The sequence below is a fragment of the Collinsella aerofaciens genome (assembly GCF_902501475.1).
GTDB lineage: Bacteria > Actinomycetota > Coriobacteriia > Coriobacteriales > Coriobacteriaceae > Collinsella > Collinsella aerofaciens_AL.
Genome location: NZ_CABWIF010000024.1, coordinates 1 through 14,806 on the forward strand (window position 1 = coordinate 1; position 14,806 = coordinate 14,806).

Annotated in this window: 18 protein-coding genes and 1 tRNA gene; 17 read left to right on the forward strand and 2 right to left on the reverse strand. The window is 53.7% G+C overall.

The annotated features are described in order from the left end of the window. Window positions 1–86 (reverse strand): transposase (locus GDJ93_RS10295; protein WP_370739716.1); only part of this gene is annotated, 86 nt, incomplete at its 3' end. 421 nt (window positions 87–507) lie between these two features. On the opposite strand from GDJ93_RS10295, the gene GDJ93_RS06055 reads away from it, so the two are divergent. Genes GDJ93_RS06055 through GDJ93_RS06065 form a run of 3 tightly spaced genes read left to right on the forward strand, consistent with a single transcriptional unit; the run spans window position 508 to window position 4,279 of the window. Next, a complete protein-coding gene (locus tag GDJ93_RS06055; protein ID WP_152068132.1) occupies window positions 508–1,701 on the forward strand; it encodes an SIR2 family protein in 1,194 nt (397 codons plus the stop codon). Continuing rightward, entirely contained in the window at window positions 1,686–3,524 is a 1,839-nt protein-coding gene (locus tag GDJ93_RS06060) for an ATP-binding protein (protein WP_152068133.1), read from the forward strand. The genes GDJ93_RS06055 and GDJ93_RS06060 overlap by 16 nt, the downstream gene beginning before the upstream one ends. Then, window positions 3,521–4,279, forward strand: coding sequence for a hypothetical protein (locus GDJ93_RS06065; RefSeq protein ID WP_152068134.1), 759 nt, complete (start codon window positions 3,521–3,523; stop codon window positions 4,277–4,279). The genes GDJ93_RS06060 and GDJ93_RS06065 overlap by 4 nt, the downstream gene beginning before the upstream one ends. A 190-nt stretch (window positions 4,280–4,469) precedes the next feature. Here GDJ93_RS06065 and GDJ93_RS06070 read toward each other — a convergent pair whose 3' ends face one another. Beyond that, window positions 4,470–4,652, reverse strand: coding sequence for a hypothetical protein (locus GDJ93_RS06070; protein ID WP_152068135.1), 183 nt, complete (start codon window positions 4,650–4,652; stop codon window positions 4,470–4,472). Between the two features lie 173 nt (window positions 4,653–4,825). Here GDJ93_RS06070 and GDJ93_RS06075 point away from each other — a divergent pair, with 173 nt between their 5' ends. The 14 genes from GDJ93_RS06075 (at window position 4,826) to GDJ93_RS06140 (ending at window position 14,669) form a co-directional block, all read left to right on the forward strand. Then, window positions 4,826–5,644: a hypothetical protein gene (locus tag GDJ93_RS06075; protein WP_152068136.1), complete on the forward strand. Its 819-nt coding sequence runs from the start codon at window positions 4,826–4,828 to the stop codon at window positions 5,642–5,644. A gap of 444 nt (window positions 5,645–6,088) precedes the next feature. Beyond that, window positions 6,089–7,018, forward strand: a complete 930-nt coding sequence (locus GDJ93_RS06080) for an FRG domain-containing protein (protein ID WP_152068137.1) — start codon at window positions 6,089–6,091, stop codon at window positions 7,016–7,018. 199 nt (window positions 7,019–7,217) lie between these two features. Next, entirely contained in the window at window positions 7,218–8,513 is a 1,296-nt protein-coding gene (locus tag GDJ93_RS06085) for an AAA family ATPase (protein WP_152068138.1), read from the forward strand. Beyond that, window positions 8,506–9,183, forward strand: coding sequence for an RloB family protein (locus tag GDJ93_RS06090; protein ID WP_152068139.1), 678 nt, complete (start codon window positions 8,506–8,508; stop codon window positions 9,181–9,183). The genes GDJ93_RS06085 and GDJ93_RS06090 overlap by 8 nt, the downstream gene beginning before the upstream one ends. A gap of 60 nt (window positions 9,184–9,243) precedes the next feature. Continuing rightward, on the forward strand, window positions 9,244–9,522 hold the full coding sequence (locus tag GDJ93_RS06095) for a hypothetical protein (protein ID WP_152068140.1): 279 nt from the start codon (window positions 9,244–9,246) through the stop codon (window positions 9,520–9,522). Window positions 9,523–9,550: 28 nt separating this feature from the next. After that, the gene (locus GDJ93_RS06100; protein ID WP_152068141.1) at window positions 9,551–9,850 is read left to right on the forward strand and encodes a nucleotidyltransferase family protein; all 300 of its coding nucleotides are present in this window, start codon (window positions 9,551–9,553) and stop codon (window positions 9,848–9,850) included. Between the two features lie 198 nt (window positions 9,851–10,048). Then, complete coding sequence (locus GDJ93_RS06105) at window positions 10,049–10,717, forward strand: DUF3990 domain-containing protein (RefSeq protein ID WP_099431746.1); 669 nt, start codon at window positions 10,049–10,051, stop codon at window positions 10,715–10,717. Beyond that, window positions 10,698–11,387 (forward strand): helix-turn-helix domain-containing protein, encoded by a 690-nt coding sequence (locus GDJ93_RS06110; protein ID WP_099431747.1) that lies wholly within the window; start codon window positions 10,698–10,700, stop codon window positions 11,385–11,387. The genes GDJ93_RS06105 and GDJ93_RS06110 overlap by 20 nt, the downstream gene beginning before the upstream one ends. Window positions 11,388–11,398: 11 nt before the next feature. Then, on the forward strand, window positions 11,399–11,584 hold the full coding sequence (locus tag GDJ93_RS06115; RefSeq protein WP_117757177.1) for a hypothetical protein: 186 nt from the start codon (window positions 11,399–11,401) through the stop codon (window positions 11,582–11,584). Further along, window positions 11,584–12,096 carry a Fic family protein gene (locus tag GDJ93_RS06120; protein WP_193221468.1) on the forward strand — a complete coding sequence of 171 codons (513 nt, stop codon included), beginning with the start codon at window positions 11,584–11,586 and terminating at the stop codon, window positions 12,094–12,096. Before GDJ93_RS06115 ends, GDJ93_RS06120 begins: the two co-directional genes overlap by 1 nt. Before the next feature lie 45 nt (window positions 12,097–12,141). Beyond that, window positions 12,142–12,558: a DUF3825 domain-containing protein gene (locus tag GDJ93_RS10230; RefSeq protein WP_152068143.1), complete on the forward strand. Its 417-nt coding sequence runs from the start codon at window positions 12,142–12,144 to the stop codon at window positions 12,556–12,558. A 20-nt stretch (window positions 12,559–12,578) separates the two neighbouring features. Then, window positions 12,579–12,929 carry a DUF3825 domain-containing protein gene (locus GDJ93_RS10235; RefSeq protein ID WP_264297885.1) on the forward strand — a complete coding sequence of 117 codons (351 nt, stop codon included), beginning with the start codon at window positions 12,579–12,581 and terminating at the stop codon, window positions 12,927–12,929. 138 nt (window positions 12,930–13,067) lie between these two features. Continuing rightward, window positions 13,068–13,142 (forward strand) — tRNA-Val (locus tag GDJ93_RS06135). A gap of 369 nt (window positions 13,143–13,511) precedes the next feature. After that, window positions 13,512–14,669 (forward strand): putative endonuclease domain-containing protein, encoded by a 1,158-nt coding sequence (locus GDJ93_RS06140; RefSeq protein ID WP_152068145.1) that lies wholly within the window; start codon window positions 13,512–13,514, stop codon window positions 14,667–14,669. The last annotated feature ends 137 nt before the right edge of the window (window positions 14,670–14,806 follow it).

A 14,806-nucleotide genomic window follows, 5' to 3' on the forward strand; every position in this document is an offset into this window, starting at 1 on the left:
TCTCCCATCTCCTCGTATTCGCGGGCCCATCTTCTCAGCGTCGAATCCTTTATGCCGAGTTCCTCCGATAGGCCTTTGACCGTCATTTCCCCGGACAGGACCACCTTTGCCGCCGAGACCTTGAACTACCTGTCGTATCGCTTTCTTCTTTGGGTCATCTTGAACACCTTTCGCTCTTAACTAGGTGTCCAATTCATCATACCCACTCCACCGGGCGCGGTCGACTTCGCCCGGCCCTCGCCGCTGCTCTTGATGCAGATGGCGTCGAGCCAGATGTAGGGGAACCGGGCGCCTGGCAGGTCGCACTCCTGCAGCCCGGCGACTGCGTCGTCGGGCGAGGAGCACATCCTGCCACCTAGCTAACGCTCATGCGGCCTATGCCCATGGACTGTGCCACGTGCTTCACTTTCCTCGTAATCACGCCGTTGGTCGGCATCTCAGACGCGGCGGCGATGGTGCGTTAGGAGCAATATATAATTGAATCAAAAGCTGGCGAGGAGGTCTTGCGTGGAGCATAAGAGCGAACGTCATATGAGGGAAATACTCGTTCCCTTTGACGATAACGACAACATGCGCATCGAAGAAGAAAACGCGAAGTTCTTACGCAAGGTCTTTGCTAGTGCACATATTAATGTCTTGCTGGGCTCTGGCTTCTCTGGAAGTGTGGTTCCCGTCCTACAAGGACGGGAATCTTGGTTTCAGGCGGTTGACGAACACATGCGCGATTGTCCGGGAAACGAGAGGGGAATGTGGCTCTCGGCACGGGCGCTCTTGCGGGCGGAGTATTTCAAATCCATTATGCACCCCCTTCGCGAGGCGCATGCCACTGAGCCGCAGAAAGCGTTTGTTGCCTCGGCGTGTAGGCTCATCGAGAATCGAGGTACGACAACCCTCCCGAAACGCCTGAACTTCTTCACGACAAACTACGACCCGTTGATAGAGCTCTCACTCGAAAGTCTCGGCATTCCTTTCAACGACGGCTTTGTTGGGCGGGGAAAGCCGCGGTTCGACCCCTCTGCATTCAGCCGGCTTATGTGCGAGCAATCGCTTTTCATGGAGTACACCTCGCAGGTGACGACTGCTAATGTGCTGAAGGCGCACGGGTCGTTGACATGGCGACGGGTAGGCGAATCTGATCGCAAAGAGGTTGTGTACTCAAACGTCGAGAGCACTTTGGACGATTGCGTCGTGGGTCACGATGGCGTTCTTGACCTTCCTGCCGTTTCTGAGCTGGCCTCGTTGGTGAAGGACCCGTGCAACGCCGCGTCGTTACAATTGTTCAAGGAACTTGTCTCCGGCCTTTCCGTTGACGATGTGGATTTGCTCCAAGCATTCGGGAAGAGCTATGACTCAACGCTTTGTATCGTGAATCCTGCCAAGCGGAAGTTTGAGGAGACCGTTCTCGAGCAAAGCTACTACGATTTGCTGCGCATCTACGCCAACGAACTTGACCGCAACAACGCGCTGCTTCTGGTGTTCGGGTTTTCGTTCGCCGACGAGCATATCCTTGAGCTCACAAAGAGGGCCATACGGTCGAACCCGAAGCTCATAGTGCTGATTTCATGCCACACTAGAGACGACGCCGCCTGGTATCGCTCCCTGTTCCCCAATGCTGACAATGTCTATCTCCTTGTTCCCAGGGAAGACAAGGAGATCGGATTGGGTGAGCTCACGGAGGTGCTGAGATGCGTGGCGAGGTGAGCGGTGACCTCCTCCTGATCGGGGAGGTCACCGATGTTCGCGGCACCAAGGTCAAGGTGAAGGTGTACAGCCAGGCGAACGAGGCGAGCGTCTTTTACCATGGCGAGCTCGTGCGCGGCGTCTCCGTTGGCGGGTACCTCCGTTTGCCTTGCGGCTACGACGATGTAATCGGAGTAGTCGAAGGGGACTACCAGCAGGAAAGCAGAGCTGTGGCTTCAAAAGGGGCCGATGGGCGCGAGGCGCCGGGCTCGTACCTTGAACGCTACGTCGACGTTTCGGTGTTCGGCAGTTTCTCCTCTGGGAGATTTAACCGCGGCATTGAGGTGCTGCCCTTGGTACGTTCGAAGGCGTATCTTCTCTCGCCCAAGCAGCTCGCGGCCGTGAATTCGCCCGTCGAAGCCACCGGCGCGGGCTTTAGGGTAGGGGAGCTGGTCGGGCATGACGGGGTCGACGTGAGACTGCCGTTCAATGCGCTGTTCGCGAGCCACATTGGAATCTTTGGGAACACCGGCTCGGGCAAGTCGAACACGCTGTGTCGACTTTTCACTGACTGTCTCGGGCAGCGTGCCGGATGCGGGAGCAGCAAGTTCGTTTTCATCGACTTTAATGGCGAGTACACTGCAAAGGCCGTATTGTGTCATGACAAGGAAGTCTACGGGCCAAGCACTAGAACGGGAGCCGGCGCCAAAATCCCCGTTCCACCTGGCTTCTTCTTTGATGTGGACATGTGGGCAATGTTGGCCAAGGCGACCGAGAAGACGCAACGGCCGTTTTTGAAAAGGTGCATTCGCAAAGCCGGGGCGATTTTGGAAATGAGCGACCCCGGTGCCTACCTGCGCGGCATGGTCAGAAAGCTTCTGGAAGACTATTGCGGCTGTGGCCCTGCTTTCGATGAGCAGCGCGAGGATTTGGTAAGGCTCTTTTCACTTGTCCCCGGCGTAGATGTAGGCAGCCTGGAAAGGGCGATTGACTCTATTGAGGTTTATCAGAAGTACAACAATGCGCTCCACAAACGCGATAGTGGGAAGCTACTTTACTCGCCCGCCGATGTGCCTGAAGTTTTCTCCGATTTATGCTATGAGAGCATGGACTACTCATCGTTGGCTTCTGACAGGCCCGCGCTGCTGGAATTCATCGCGCGATATCGGTTTATTGAGGCGGTTCGCTCTCATACGATCACTCGTGAGCATATTGCGCCCTTGATACAGCGTTACTCGGCAGAGCTGAGGGAGGCTTCAAAGCTCTACGAGCCTTGCATCAGCGGTTTCAAATCCGATGTCTCCGTCATCTCGCTTCTCAACGTTAACCTTGAGCAGAAGAAGATCGTTCCGCTCGTCGTGGCGAAGACGCTCTATCAGTTCCAGAAGGAGCGCGGGCAAAACGAGCGTGGAAGCAGTGCTCACCTGGTCATCGATGAAGCACACAACGTCTTGTCGTACTCGTCGCAGCGCGAGAGCGAGAACTGGCGCGACTACCGACTTGAGACGTTCGAGGAAATCGTCAAGGAGGGGCGCAAGTTTGGCATGTACCTCACCGTGTGCAGCCAACGGCCGGCCGACATATCGCCTACGATTCTCTCGCAGATGCACAACTACTTCATCCATAGACTCGTAAACGACGAGGACCTGAGAGCGATTAGCAAAGCTGTTTCGTTCATCGACAGCGCAAATGCGAGCATGATTCCCGTGCTTCCGCAGGGGTGCTGCATAGTGAGTGGCACGGCGACGACGTACCCGGTGCGTGTGCAGGTTGACGTCCTTGAACTTGAGAAGCAGCCTATGAGCTTCGACAGGGATCTTGCGAAGGCTTGGGGCGTTGGATGAAAGAAGTGGCTGAGGTGAATGACGATAGTTTTGCCAAAATGACTGCCGGGTTGGTGGAGAGACACCCTGCGCTCTACTATCGGATGGTGCTGGAGGATTCGCATATTCCGCTCCATGCCGTGAAGAGGGGTTTCTTCGGTGATACATTCCTCGAGGTCTTCCGGCAATACAACAATGCACTCTTCGATTCGGTCAGGCTGATGATTCGCTACGAGAAGTCGTTGATGGCATGGGGGGAGATTGTCGCGGGGGTCGACGACAAGGTTCTAAGGGACACATTGGTCATGGATTACGTCCATCCGGTGTTCATGGTAGCGTGCGATCTACCCAACGTGTTCAAAGACCGGCTTGTCCGTGGGTGTGTCAAACTCTCAACGGTCGCGAAGGGCGACTACTCGTATCTACAGGAACGCAGACGGGACTGGTATGACGCATTCCGGAAGAAGTGTGTTGATGTTCCGCTTGGGATAAAGGTGTGCGATGTCGTTGACGACGATCTCTACAAAGACGCTGATGCGACGCATTTCCGGGAGTTGCACGGCTCTAGCATGCATGACTTGTCGCAGAGTCTGGTGAGCGGGCTTGAGCAAACGGTCTCGGTGGACAATTGCATTACAATGCAGACTTATATTGGAGCTTTCGACCTTAACAAGGAACTTGAGGCCCTGGACAGGCAGAGGCGCAGAATCCAGAAAGCGTACCTATTGTTCGGGGAGTACGGCGATGCGCTGTACGAGGGGCGGTCTAGTAATTAGGGCGGTGGATTGTTGTAGGAGGCTGGAATGGATAACGTTGGGCCGGGGGAGCTGGAATCATAGCGAACGTCAAAGATAGCGAGTCTCAACACTTGCCTCTGTATGATCCAGACGATTGCGAACGTTTTCCGACCTTGGATGTTTGCGATGTCTGTCAACGGGGACGCCGCAAGGCGCGACATGGGTACCGTCAGGTACCGACAACAGTGCAGGCTGCGCCATGTTGACCTCCGAATGCATCCTGACCGACGGGCTCGTGTCCCTCTTTGGGCATAGGGTCCTCGACATGAAGCTGTTCCGTGGTAAGGAACTGCTGAACCGGCGTACTGCTCGTCACAATCATCGTGTTGGGTCCCTCCTTCTCGTAGCGCATTCGTAAGCCGATTCCACCTTTCACCGACTGGCAAAACGATTTACACCTAATTGTGGACACTGCCCACGCGATTTCTCTTTGCTCCCGCATTGATCTCGCTAAACTAATAACTGCTGCTACCAGGGCATTTTCTGGTGCACATTCTATTGGCTCCTGCGAGGATCGGAGCGGGTATGTTTGCTGCCGAGTCCTACACCAGCCGTCATTACATTGCGATTGTTGCCATGGCCTGCCTATGCGTTTTGCTGGGCGGGCCTTCTTATGCCGCGGGCGCGGAGAGCCTCATCATCGCGGGCGCGACGTACTACGAGCCGGGCGTGTCGGGTCCTGGCTGGGCCTGGACCGATGCCGACCACCTGGAGCTTAATGGCTACGCGGGCGAGGCCATCGGCGCCGAGGGCGACCTGGTGCTGACGCTTGCCGGGCAGAACTCCGTGACGGAGTCGCATGCGCCCGATGCGGACATCACGCTGTGCGGCATGGAGGTGTGGGGCAACCTGACGCTTCGCGGCACCGGGACCCTGACGGCGACGGGCTCGCAGTGCGGGATCCACGTGTCGCAGGCGCTCGTGGTTGACGGCTGCACCGTCGATGCCCGGGCAGACGGGGCCGATATTACAAACGAGGCGGTCGCCGGCGTGATTGCCGGCGACATGGCCGTGCGCGGCGGCGGGCGCGTCGTTGCCGCGGGCGCCGGGTCCGGAGCGGGCGTGCGCGCCTACGGCGTGTATCTGCAGGACGATGGCATTGGGGATGGCGCGGCCGGCAGTCGGCTTTCCGTCGATGCCTCGTGGCTGGATGCGACCGGTGCCGATGGCGGGGTTGCTTGCACGGGTGGGTCGCTTGTGTCTGCGCGGTTTGTGGCGCCTGCTGGTGGGGTCTTTGGTGCTAGTGGCGCGATGTTCCTGGCGATAGCGCGGGCAAGTCTCCCACCGATGCTAACCCCGCTGCCGGAGAGCCCGCCACAGGGCCCACGGCAAATCCGGCACTGAAACCCGCGGCCACGACAACCAAGACAACAACGACAGTAACCAAGACCACGGTCGCCAAAGTCCCCAAATCCAAGGTTGCCACCGCGACCACTGCGGTACTCCCCAAGACTGCCGACAACAACTGGATCGCCGCTTCCTTAACGCTTTTCATTCTGGGAACAGCGCTCTTGGCTGCCGCATATCGCTGCTAAGGCCTTGTTTAAGTGAGACCAGGGGAGAAATAAATGCAGCCATTACAGAAGTCTTTAGCCTTCTACTAAATCAATTTATTAGAGATTGGTGCCGTATCAGCTATCGCTGCGACGGCACTATTTTGTTCAGCTCGACCGCCTCTCGATCTATTACCGATGTTGAGCCTTACACCCCATCCGCCAGAGCGATAAGATAATTGCAATCCAAATGCTGCCGTTTATAAAGCTTCTTGTTCCACTAAAGGATTGATATATGTCTAGTGAAGCCAAAGTTGAGGTTGAAGATGTAGCCTCGTATATCAAATACATCAACGGACTTTCACCAACAATAAATGGTGAAGCCAAGACATATGAATCTACATTTGTTTTCCGAGGACAAGGATCGACTAAGTTTGATCTTGTTCCGTCAATCGGAAGAGACAGCTATTGGCGTAAACCGGGATCGAACACCATTTCCCCTATCACAGGCAGCCTTACGCACGAGGCGGATATTATTGAAACTGCCTGCCGCATATTGCCAAATGTCTTCAAGCGAGATTTGCTTCCGATTGATCTTTTAGCCTGCCTCCAGCACTACGGAGTCCCTACCAGGCTATTAGATGTAACTTCAAACGCACTTGCCGCCCTCTATTTCGCCTGCGGCAATCCTGATGACGTGGGCGAAGTATTTATCTTTAGGCGACCGGGAGGGGATAAGCGGGAATATCCCATCTGCCAGGCAATTGCGGACTCTTGGCATCTATTTATGAACTCAAAGCTTCTGTCTCGTTTTGCCTCACTTGCAATATCAAGACCATACTTTGACTATCAACGTGATCTAGTGCTTTCAATTTACCCTGAGCCAACTGATCAGGCAAAATGGTTTAAGAAGTGCTGCGAAGATACATTATTTGTCTACGGAACTAGATATCTTGATAGACAAGCCGCTCAGTCCGGCCAATATATTCTTTTCCCAAATGACATTCGTGGTAAGGATTCTTCTTTGTCGTTTGATGACTTAATAAGTCCACTGCCCAAAGACAGTCCCGTGATAGCCGGTCGTTGCATAGTGCCATCTGATAGAAAAGCATCAATACTGAACGAGTTGAGTAAACTTGGCATTACCGAAGCTTCGCTCTTTCCCGACAGCATTGAGAAGAGATGCGCCGGCATAGTGAGTGAGATTAAGAGACACCGTCACTGAAGATTGCTCTTAATATCAGCGTAGAGAGTTATGCTTCAGGCATTATGTCATACGTACTTATAAGGTTCATTGCCTAAAATCTCAATTTAAAACCGATATTTGTTCAAAGCTAACAAATATCGGTTTTAAAACTATATAATTGTTCTTGTTATTTAAGGATGTCTGTGAATAATCGATATATTTGAGAAGGATTCTAAAGATGATCCTCAATTTTTCATTTAAGAACTTTCAGAGCTTTCGAGGTACTCAGCAGTTCTCGTTTGAACCGATTTCGAGCAAAAAGGAACTTGGGCCCGTGCGAGTGGCTGCGGTTTACGGCGCAAACGCGTCAGGCAAATCAAATTTCCTAAATGCTCTTTACTTTGTCTCTTACTTTGTTCGTACAGGTTATGCGACAGGCGATGCGAATTCTCAAATACCCATCGTCCCCTTTTTACTTGACTCGGAATCACGATCAAATGACACAGAATTCTCGATAGATTTTATCGCCAGCAATTTGAAGTATGAGTTTTCATTTGGTGTAAACAAAAATGAGGTTACTTATGAAAACCTCACCGTATACCGATCAAAACAGCCGTCCCTCCTCTATGACCGCTCTTCGATAAACGGCGAACAGTCGATTAAATTTGGTAGCACCTTTACAGGCGTCAAAAAACAACTTTGGGATATCACGCGCAATAATTCTTTGTTCTTATCTGCCGCCGCGGCGGCTGGAAGTGATGTAATTCAACCCGCATTCGCAGCTCTTGCCAATGACATCAATCTCTATGATGCAACGCATTATCTAGCAGAACTCGCCACCATAAAAAAGCTGTTTATCAACGATGACGCACGAGCTCAGATGCTATCTCAGCTCATTAAATATGCTGATATCGGAATTGACGGCATGGATGTCCGTCAATCGGAAGGCGTCATGGGTTTAAAAGAATCACTCATTGGACTCGATGAGATTCCGGAAGAGGCACGTAATAAAATTGCAGAAGACTTTAAATTGTCGTTCGCTTATGACCTAGTCTTCCACCATAAAGGCTCGGGAGATGGCTTTTGGCTGGGCTCCGCCCATGAATCGGAGGGCACAAAAGCTGCGCTGGCGTTTTTCTCGGTAGCCTTACGTTCTTTAAGCAGTGGGGCCACAACAGTAATTGACGAGCTTGATTCGAGCCTTCATCCCACGCTCCTGCGCGACTTCGTCTCACTGTTCGCCGATCCCGACACAAATCCAAAGGGCGCGCAGCTAATCTTCTCGACCCATGATGTCACCTTGATGACGAGAACCAGCCCTATGGAAGAGGTGCTTGAACGTGACCAGGTCTGGTTTGTGGAAAAGGACTCTGAAGGTGCTTCGCAATTAATTGCTGCGATGGAGTATTCGCCTCGTGCAAATGAGAATCTGGGGCGCAATTACTTAAACGGTGTCTATGTGCCGCTGCCCAACCCAAGCTTTCATCAACTTGTGGCCCAACTCATGAAGGAAGGTGCTGACATAGATGGCTAAAACAGAAAGGAGGGGACTTGCTCGCGGCCGCAAAAAGCAGACAAGAGCCAAGCGAAAGCGCCACCTAATTGTGTCCAATGGAAAGGTGACCGAAACCGAATACTTTAACTTCCTTATTACTGAAATGGACGTTCGCGGAAGCGTGCGGTATCGGCATATTGACGGAGACCCTTTGAAGGTGGCCAAGCAGCTTTCGCGAGAGCTCGATTCAGATAAAAAGGCCGTTAAAGCAGGCGAAATCGAAGCATTGAGTTCCGCATGGATCGTAGTCGATTCAGATGAATTCAGAAACCTAGCCGCAGCAGAACGAGAAGCAAAGACAAAAGGGGTTAGGTTCTCGATCTCCAATCCATGCTTTGAGGTATGGCTTATCGATCATGTCTCACTATGCCCGGAAACTTTTGCATCGACGCCACAATGTGAGAAAAGAGCGCGCGACCTTGGCGTTCTAAAATCTACTGACCCCAACAGGTCCTCCGCGTCAAAGTTCAAGTCGGTAAATCTCGAAATGATTGACGGCAACAAGGGCCAGGCTTTGACCAATGCCGCAAAGCACAATACGGATGATAAACGTCGTGCAAGAGAAATGAATCCGGACAACGTTGTCGCCTATCAAGTATGGACTGACTTGCCTGATCTTGTAGATGACGTATTTGGGTCGGGTAACTAGTGCGATTCATCCCGCGTTAGGGGCAGGCTATTAACTCAAAAAGTTGTAAACGAGGTAGCAATGCTTTGGAGCTATATTCAGCTAGATGACGGCGCTCAGTTTGCCTACTCAGAGACAAGAGATGACGGGACCGTTCGCGTAGCCGTCGAGCGTCCGGTTGACCTTGGCTTTGACCATGCAGAATGCTTCTTGCCTGCGGTCAAATGGTTTAACGTTGAAGGATTTACTGCTGATGACCTCAATTTCTTGACAGAGTTTGTTAGATCAAACGCCCCGTTTATCTTCGAGCTCGCCGAACGCCAAAAAACCGGACTGGTGGTTTCGACGCTGGCCCCCTGACGTTCTACTGTTGAACGGCAAATAACCCATGATTTCGCCTACCGACATATCCACCTCCGCCTCTCGCGTGCTTGCTCAATACGACGTCAGCGAAGCATATTTATTTGGCTCGTTTGCCCGAGGCGAACAAACGCCCGATAGCGATATTGACTTGCGCCTAGCCTGCGGCAACACCATGACGTTCGGCACGCTTTACGAACTCTCCCATGAGCTCGAGAGGAAACTTGGGCGAAAGGTTGATATCGTCACCAACCCACCAGAGCACATGCGCCCGGCATTCCGCAAAAGCATCGAGCAAGATGAGGTGCGTGTCTATGAAGCTCTGTAAGCAGGACGAGGCGTTAGTGTGCTCCGGCATGATCAGCAAGTCTGAATTTTGTCGCATACTTCCGGACTCGGCGAGCCTTAGAAGCAAGTATTGAACTCAAACTCGGTTCCAGACACCCTCTTGCTATTTGAATACAGGTATCGCTCTAGCGATAGTATGTTATACTATCGCTAGAGCGATACCTGTTAGGAGACTCGCGTGGAACTATGGCATGGTTCTCAGAAAATCATTGAGACTCCCCAACTTGGCCTGGGGAAAATCCATAACGACTATGGACAGGGATTCTATTGCACAGAGAGCCTCGACCTTGCAAGGGAATGGGCATGCTCGCGCGATGCCGATGGCTTTGCGAATCGCTATGAACTCGATATAGCCGATCTCAAAGTTCTCGACTTGCTATCGCCGCAATATTGCGTCCTGCATTGGATAGCGTTGCTCGTTGAGCATCGTTCTTTTCGCAAAGATACCGCCATTGCCGCGGGGGCGTGCGAATATCTCCATGATCACTTTCTACCTCAGACGAGCACTTGCGACGTAATAAGGGGGTGGCGTGCGGACGACTCGTACTTTAGCTATGCCAGAGCTTTTGTAAACAATACGATCACCGTCGATCAGCTTGGACGATCTATGAGGCTCGGTAACCTGGGGGAGCAGATTGTGCTCAAAAGCGAGCGTGCGTTTAAGAGCATTCGTTTTGCTGGATTTGAACGTGCGCAGCAAGCTCTGTATGGTCCATTGGCCAAGGAACGAGATGAAGCGGCAAGGGCGCAGTATCGGGAGCTCCTTGCCGAAAACCCGTTTGAGGGAATACGTATCGTCGATATCATTCGAGAGGGGATGACGGGCGATGACCCACGCCTACAGTGAGATGTATCTCGAGGATGCAATGAGAACGCTGGGCGAGGCGGTCGATTTTGCTCTCTGTGACCAAGGGCTGACTCCAGCCGAGTTGACGGCGATCATGTCGAACGCTCTTGAGATGAAACAGTTTGAGCGCGGTATGCCTCGCGTCGTCTGCGGCATGGCGGGCGACGAGCTCGCGCGCGATATTATCGCCCATGCGGGACTGACCCCCGTCAGATGTAGGGAGACCTATCCGTTCGACCGTTCACCTCAGTATTGGGCGGGGTGGGTTATGGCCTATACGCAATGGATGAGCAGCTTGGGCTTTAATAAGCTACTCGAAGTCGCTCCGCTCGATTGGATCATCGGCTCGTACCATCCGCTCCACGAGGCCTCCGAAGATAAATTCGCCCAGATTGTCATCGAAAAATGGAACAACGCCCAGGCAGACAAAAAGGGCCTCAAGGCGGCACGAAAGGCTGCCGGACTAACGCAAAAACAGCTCGCCGCCCAATCGGGGGTTAAGCTTCGCGCCATACAACTCTACGAGCAGAACCAGCTCGACCTACGCCGCGCCTCGGTTTCCTCGGCATTGGCGCTTGCAGACACCCTAAACTGCACCATCGAAGACCTCGTCTGGCAACCGATTGCTCTGGAGTACGACTCGCAGGCTATTTCGTCTGTAAAGCTATAGAGGAGTCAGACATGCCTTGGAGCTATGTTCAACAAGATGACGGCGCTGATTGCGTTGCTCAAGAAGATCATTCAACTGCGCACGTGGCAAATTCAGCATCACCGATTTTGCTCGGCGGCACCACGTCAATCGACGAAGCTATTCGGCTGACCATTTCGAACATGCCCAACGCGCTCAGGCTCTTGGAGAACTCATGATGGCGGACACGAAGCGGGGAGCGCATCCGTTCGCGCCGCTCGTGCTCGATGATGCCGGTTCGCTCGATGATATGGCCGCGACCGTGATGCGCCTGCACAGCACGCTGATGACGGTCGGACGCTGCTATACAACCGACGCCACAGGCGACCGGGCCGCGCTTGAGCTTGGATGCGTCGAGTCCGTGCTTGCGGGTGCATTCTGTACGATATTCGGTCAATCGCCGGTCGATCGCTTCGCAGACATCTTTGACCAGGTCACCTACGTGGCCGAGCACATGGTCAAGGACCACATCTTTGAAGACGGTAACAAACGAACCAGCCTTGTCTTTGCGTTGTCCGTCTTAAGGTTCGCAGGCACTCCGGTCGTGCTATCTGACAGCCCCGAACCAAAAGACAACCAGTACTACGCCTGGATCCAGGACCTCGTTTCCAGTCGCCGCACGAACAGCGAGCTAGCCGAAGAGCTGCGCTGCGGATTCGTTGCGGGCACGGGCGATCTGTTGCTCGTATAGAATCTAAGCATCCGCACGCCGGTTAATGAATTGATTGGACACCACATGGAGATTCCCAGCACCCTGTGCAGTAATGTGTACGACTTCGCGTTTTGCCCCGAGCCCTGCTACGACCGCCTTGTCGACCTCGCCGATCCCGAGGACTGGGGTCCCGGGAACCGCATCCTCAGAAACTACTTGTCGTTTTCGTTTAGCCGCGCGGTGTTCCTGACCGAGCGCGACGTGGACCAGACCGCGCCGTCCAACCTGCCGCTGGTGTTCGACGACGACCGCTGCCTATTCAACACCGGCCTGTACACGCGCCGCTACGAGACCATCTACGGTCTGTTTGAGCCCAACACCAAGCCCGACGCGCGCCAGCGCTGGTTTTTAAGGGCTTCTTTAAGGAGAGCGACCCCATGCTGGTCTCGTTTGAGTACCTGCCGTGCCGCGTGCGCTTTGCCGAGGACCCCTCCGAGCTAGTCTTTGACTAACGCCTGCCTATCCGCTCCAACATCGACCACATTCTGGGCGATGAGGAGAACCTGACGCGTATTCCCGCCAGTCTGATGGGGGAGGGTAACTCGTTGCTGCTGCGTCGCGCCTTTGAGGGCGCCGTCGTCGAAGCCGCCCGCCGCGCCGCCGCCAACTACACGCTCGCCGTGCCGCAGTTCTACGGCGGCCGGATCCAGCTGCTCTTGCCGCTGTGCCTGACCGGCGACAAGCCCGAGCTGGCGCAGACCATCCAGCGCGAGGACGGTTTCTACGCCGCGCGCACCTGCCTCACGCTCGACATGGCCTACAACAACGCGCGACTTATCTGCCGCCCCGAGACTTCGTGGATTAAGCGGTAAATGGTGGTTTAGCTGCGGTTTTGTTGGTTACGGCGCTTGCCATGGCGCGGCCGACGCCCACGAATTTACAATCGAGGGCAAAAAGTTCTTGGTAAACAACGCGCGGCTATGATAGTATCTCTTTTGCCGAAAGGCGACGGGCGATTGGCTCAGGGGTAGAGCATATCCTTCACACGGATGGGGTCACAAGTTCGAATCTTGTATCGCCCACCATCTAAAGCACAGGTCAAAGGTGTTAAGCCTCTGACCTTTTTCTTTTTGACACCAAAATCGAAGCGAAGTTACCTAAGGCGTTATATGTTACGTAGTTCACCTTAGGTGTCGTCATTGCGCGTTTTGCAAAATGCGTCTGCGTTCATTCATTGAATTCCGTGCGTAATCTTTGTGCAATTGTGGAGACAGAGACCACTGGCGCACAGCTCGTACCAGCACATTCATGGCTCGATCAACCTTTCAACACATCCCATCCAATATTTGGTCAGCATTTGGTCAGCTTCCAGTACTTACCCGCATAATGCCCCGGTAGATAATCGGCCATGCCCGCAATCCGCACGGCCTACGGTCGAAACCAGGGGAGGCCACATGGACGAGATCGTCTGCGCAAACACCGCATTCCGCTACTGGCGCTGCCCACCGCAGGTGCGCGACCTCTACCCGCGCCTGCCCAACCCCGAAGACGGCTGGCGAGCCCTATCTCAATCGCCCTTTGTAGTCGACGTCCTCAAGACCCCGATTATTACCACAACAGTGCCCGGTGGCGTTAACTACCATTCGGGATTACGGACAACAATCCACTGTGATGATGCTTCGGGGGTGGATAGCACGCTGGAAACCGCGATGAGCTTTAGGGTTACCAATCCACTTGCGACGCTATTTACCATGGCGCGCTTTGTGTCTCCAACCGATCTTGTCCTTGCCATGTACGAATTTTGCAGATGGTTCTCAGTCTTTGAGCCCACCGCAGCAGCAGAAGCGGAACTAGACAAAGCCAATGACGCTGCCGAGAATGCAACCACCGAATCCCTCTTTGACCTCGATGAAAGCCAAGAAGAACCACAATGGAAACGCGTTTATGCGCGCATAAAAGTCAAAGAACAGATAAATACGAAGGGGCCCAACGGACAAAAGGAAACGAATGAGGTCACAAGGCTAAAGGGCACTTCGCTCTGGATGAGAAAGCCGCTCATCGAATTAAACGAGCTTCATGAGTACGCCAGTAAGATGGAAAAACGAAAGTGGGGTACGAAGTTTTACAACGCCGCGCAGCTGGTGACAGGTATAGCAGCTTCTCCGCTTGAAGTTGCAGGAATTTTATTGCTATCGCTTCCTCGCTCGTGCGGCGGTGCCGGCTTTCGAAACGTTTATGTTAACGACCTTACGCCGCTTACCGCATCGGCGCAGAGCATTGCAGGGCAAAAAGTCTGCTACGGGGATATCGTGATCGTAAATCCAACCATAATGAAGGCGGGAATCGTGGAGATTCAGGGAGAGGTCATCCACGGATCAGGCGCCGTGCTCGACCACGATGCCAAACGTATGACGGCACTGCAAAGTATGGGGTATGACGTCTTTCTGGTTACGCACGACATGCTTAACGATGCCGAGCAGCTTAATGCGATCGTGCGAAGTCTTTGCTCGCGCTTGGAATTGCGCTATAGGTGCAAAACTAAGGCGCAAAAGACGACGGAAATGGAGTTGCGAGCCAACGTACTATGCAACTGGCTGGAAATAGGTCGTTAGACGGGCGCCCTGCTCACTTCCGGGCGCCCTCGGTCGGCCGCCTGCGATGCCGCCGCCACGAAACCGGCCCATCTACTACGTTTAACCCCGACCCCTCGACCATACCCCGTATTTCGCGAAAACCGCAGGCCGTCTAC

What these genes read in the sequence shown, in the direction of transcription:
- GDJ93_RS06060 (WP_152068133.1), top strand. Translation starts at nt 1,686, where the DNA reads ATGCGTGGCGAGGTGAGCGGTGACCTCCTCCTGATCGGGGAGGTCACC.
- GDJ93_RS06065 (WP_152068134.1), top strand. Translation starts at nt 3,521, where the DNA reads ATGAAAGAAGTGGCTGAGGTGAATGACGATAGTTTTGCCAAAATGACT.
- GDJ93_RS06070 (WP_152068135.1), bottom strand. Translation starts at nt 4,652, where the DNA reads ATGCGCTACGAGAAGGAGGGACCCAACACGATGATTGTGACGAGCAGT.
- GDJ93_RS06075 (WP_152068136.1), top strand. Translation starts at nt 4,826, where the DNA reads ATGTTTGCTGCCGAGTCCTACACCAGCCGTCATTACATTGCGATTGTT.
- GDJ93_RS06080 (WP_152068137.1), top strand. Translation starts at nt 6,089, where the DNA reads ATGTCTAGTGAAGCCAAAGTTGAGGTTGAAGATGTAGCCTCGTATATC.
- GDJ93_RS06085 (WP_152068138.1), top strand. Translation starts at nt 7,218, where the DNA reads ATGATCCTCAATTTTTCATTTAAGAACTTTCAGAGCTTTCGAGGTACT.
- GDJ93_RS06090 (WP_152068139.1), top strand. Translation starts at nt 8,506, where the DNA reads ATGGCTAAAACAGAAAGGAGGGGACTTGCTCGCGGCCGCAAAAAGCAG.
- GDJ93_RS06095 (WP_152068140.1), top strand. Translation starts at nt 9,244, where the DNA reads ATGCTTTGGAGCTATATTCAGCTAGATGACGGCGCTCAGTTTGCCTAC.
- GDJ93_RS06100 (WP_152068141.1), top strand. Translation starts at nt 9,551, where the DNA reads ATGATTTCGCCTACCGACATATCCACCTCCGCCTCTCGCGTGCTTGCT.
- GDJ93_RS06110 (WP_099431747.1), top strand. Translation starts at nt 10,698, where the DNA reads ATGACCCACGCCTACAGTGAGATGTATCTCGAGGATGCAATGAGAACG.
- GDJ93_RS06115 (WP_117757177.1), top strand. Translation starts at nt 11,399, where the DNA reads ATGCCTTGGAGCTATGTTCAACAAGATGACGGCGCTGATTGCGTTGCT.
- GDJ93_RS06120 (WP_193221468.1), top strand. Translation starts at nt 11,584, where the DNA reads ATGGCGGACACGAAGCGGGGAGCGCATCCGTTCGCGCCGCTCGTGCTC.
- GDJ93_RS10230 (WP_152068143.1), top strand. Translation starts at nt 12,142, where the DNA reads ATGGAGATTCCCAGCACCCTGTGCAGTAATGTGTACGACTTCGCGTTT.
- GDJ93_RS06140 (WP_152068145.1), top strand. Translation starts at nt 13,512, where the DNA reads ATGGACGAGATCGTCTGCGCAAACACCGCATTCCGCTACTGGCGCTGC.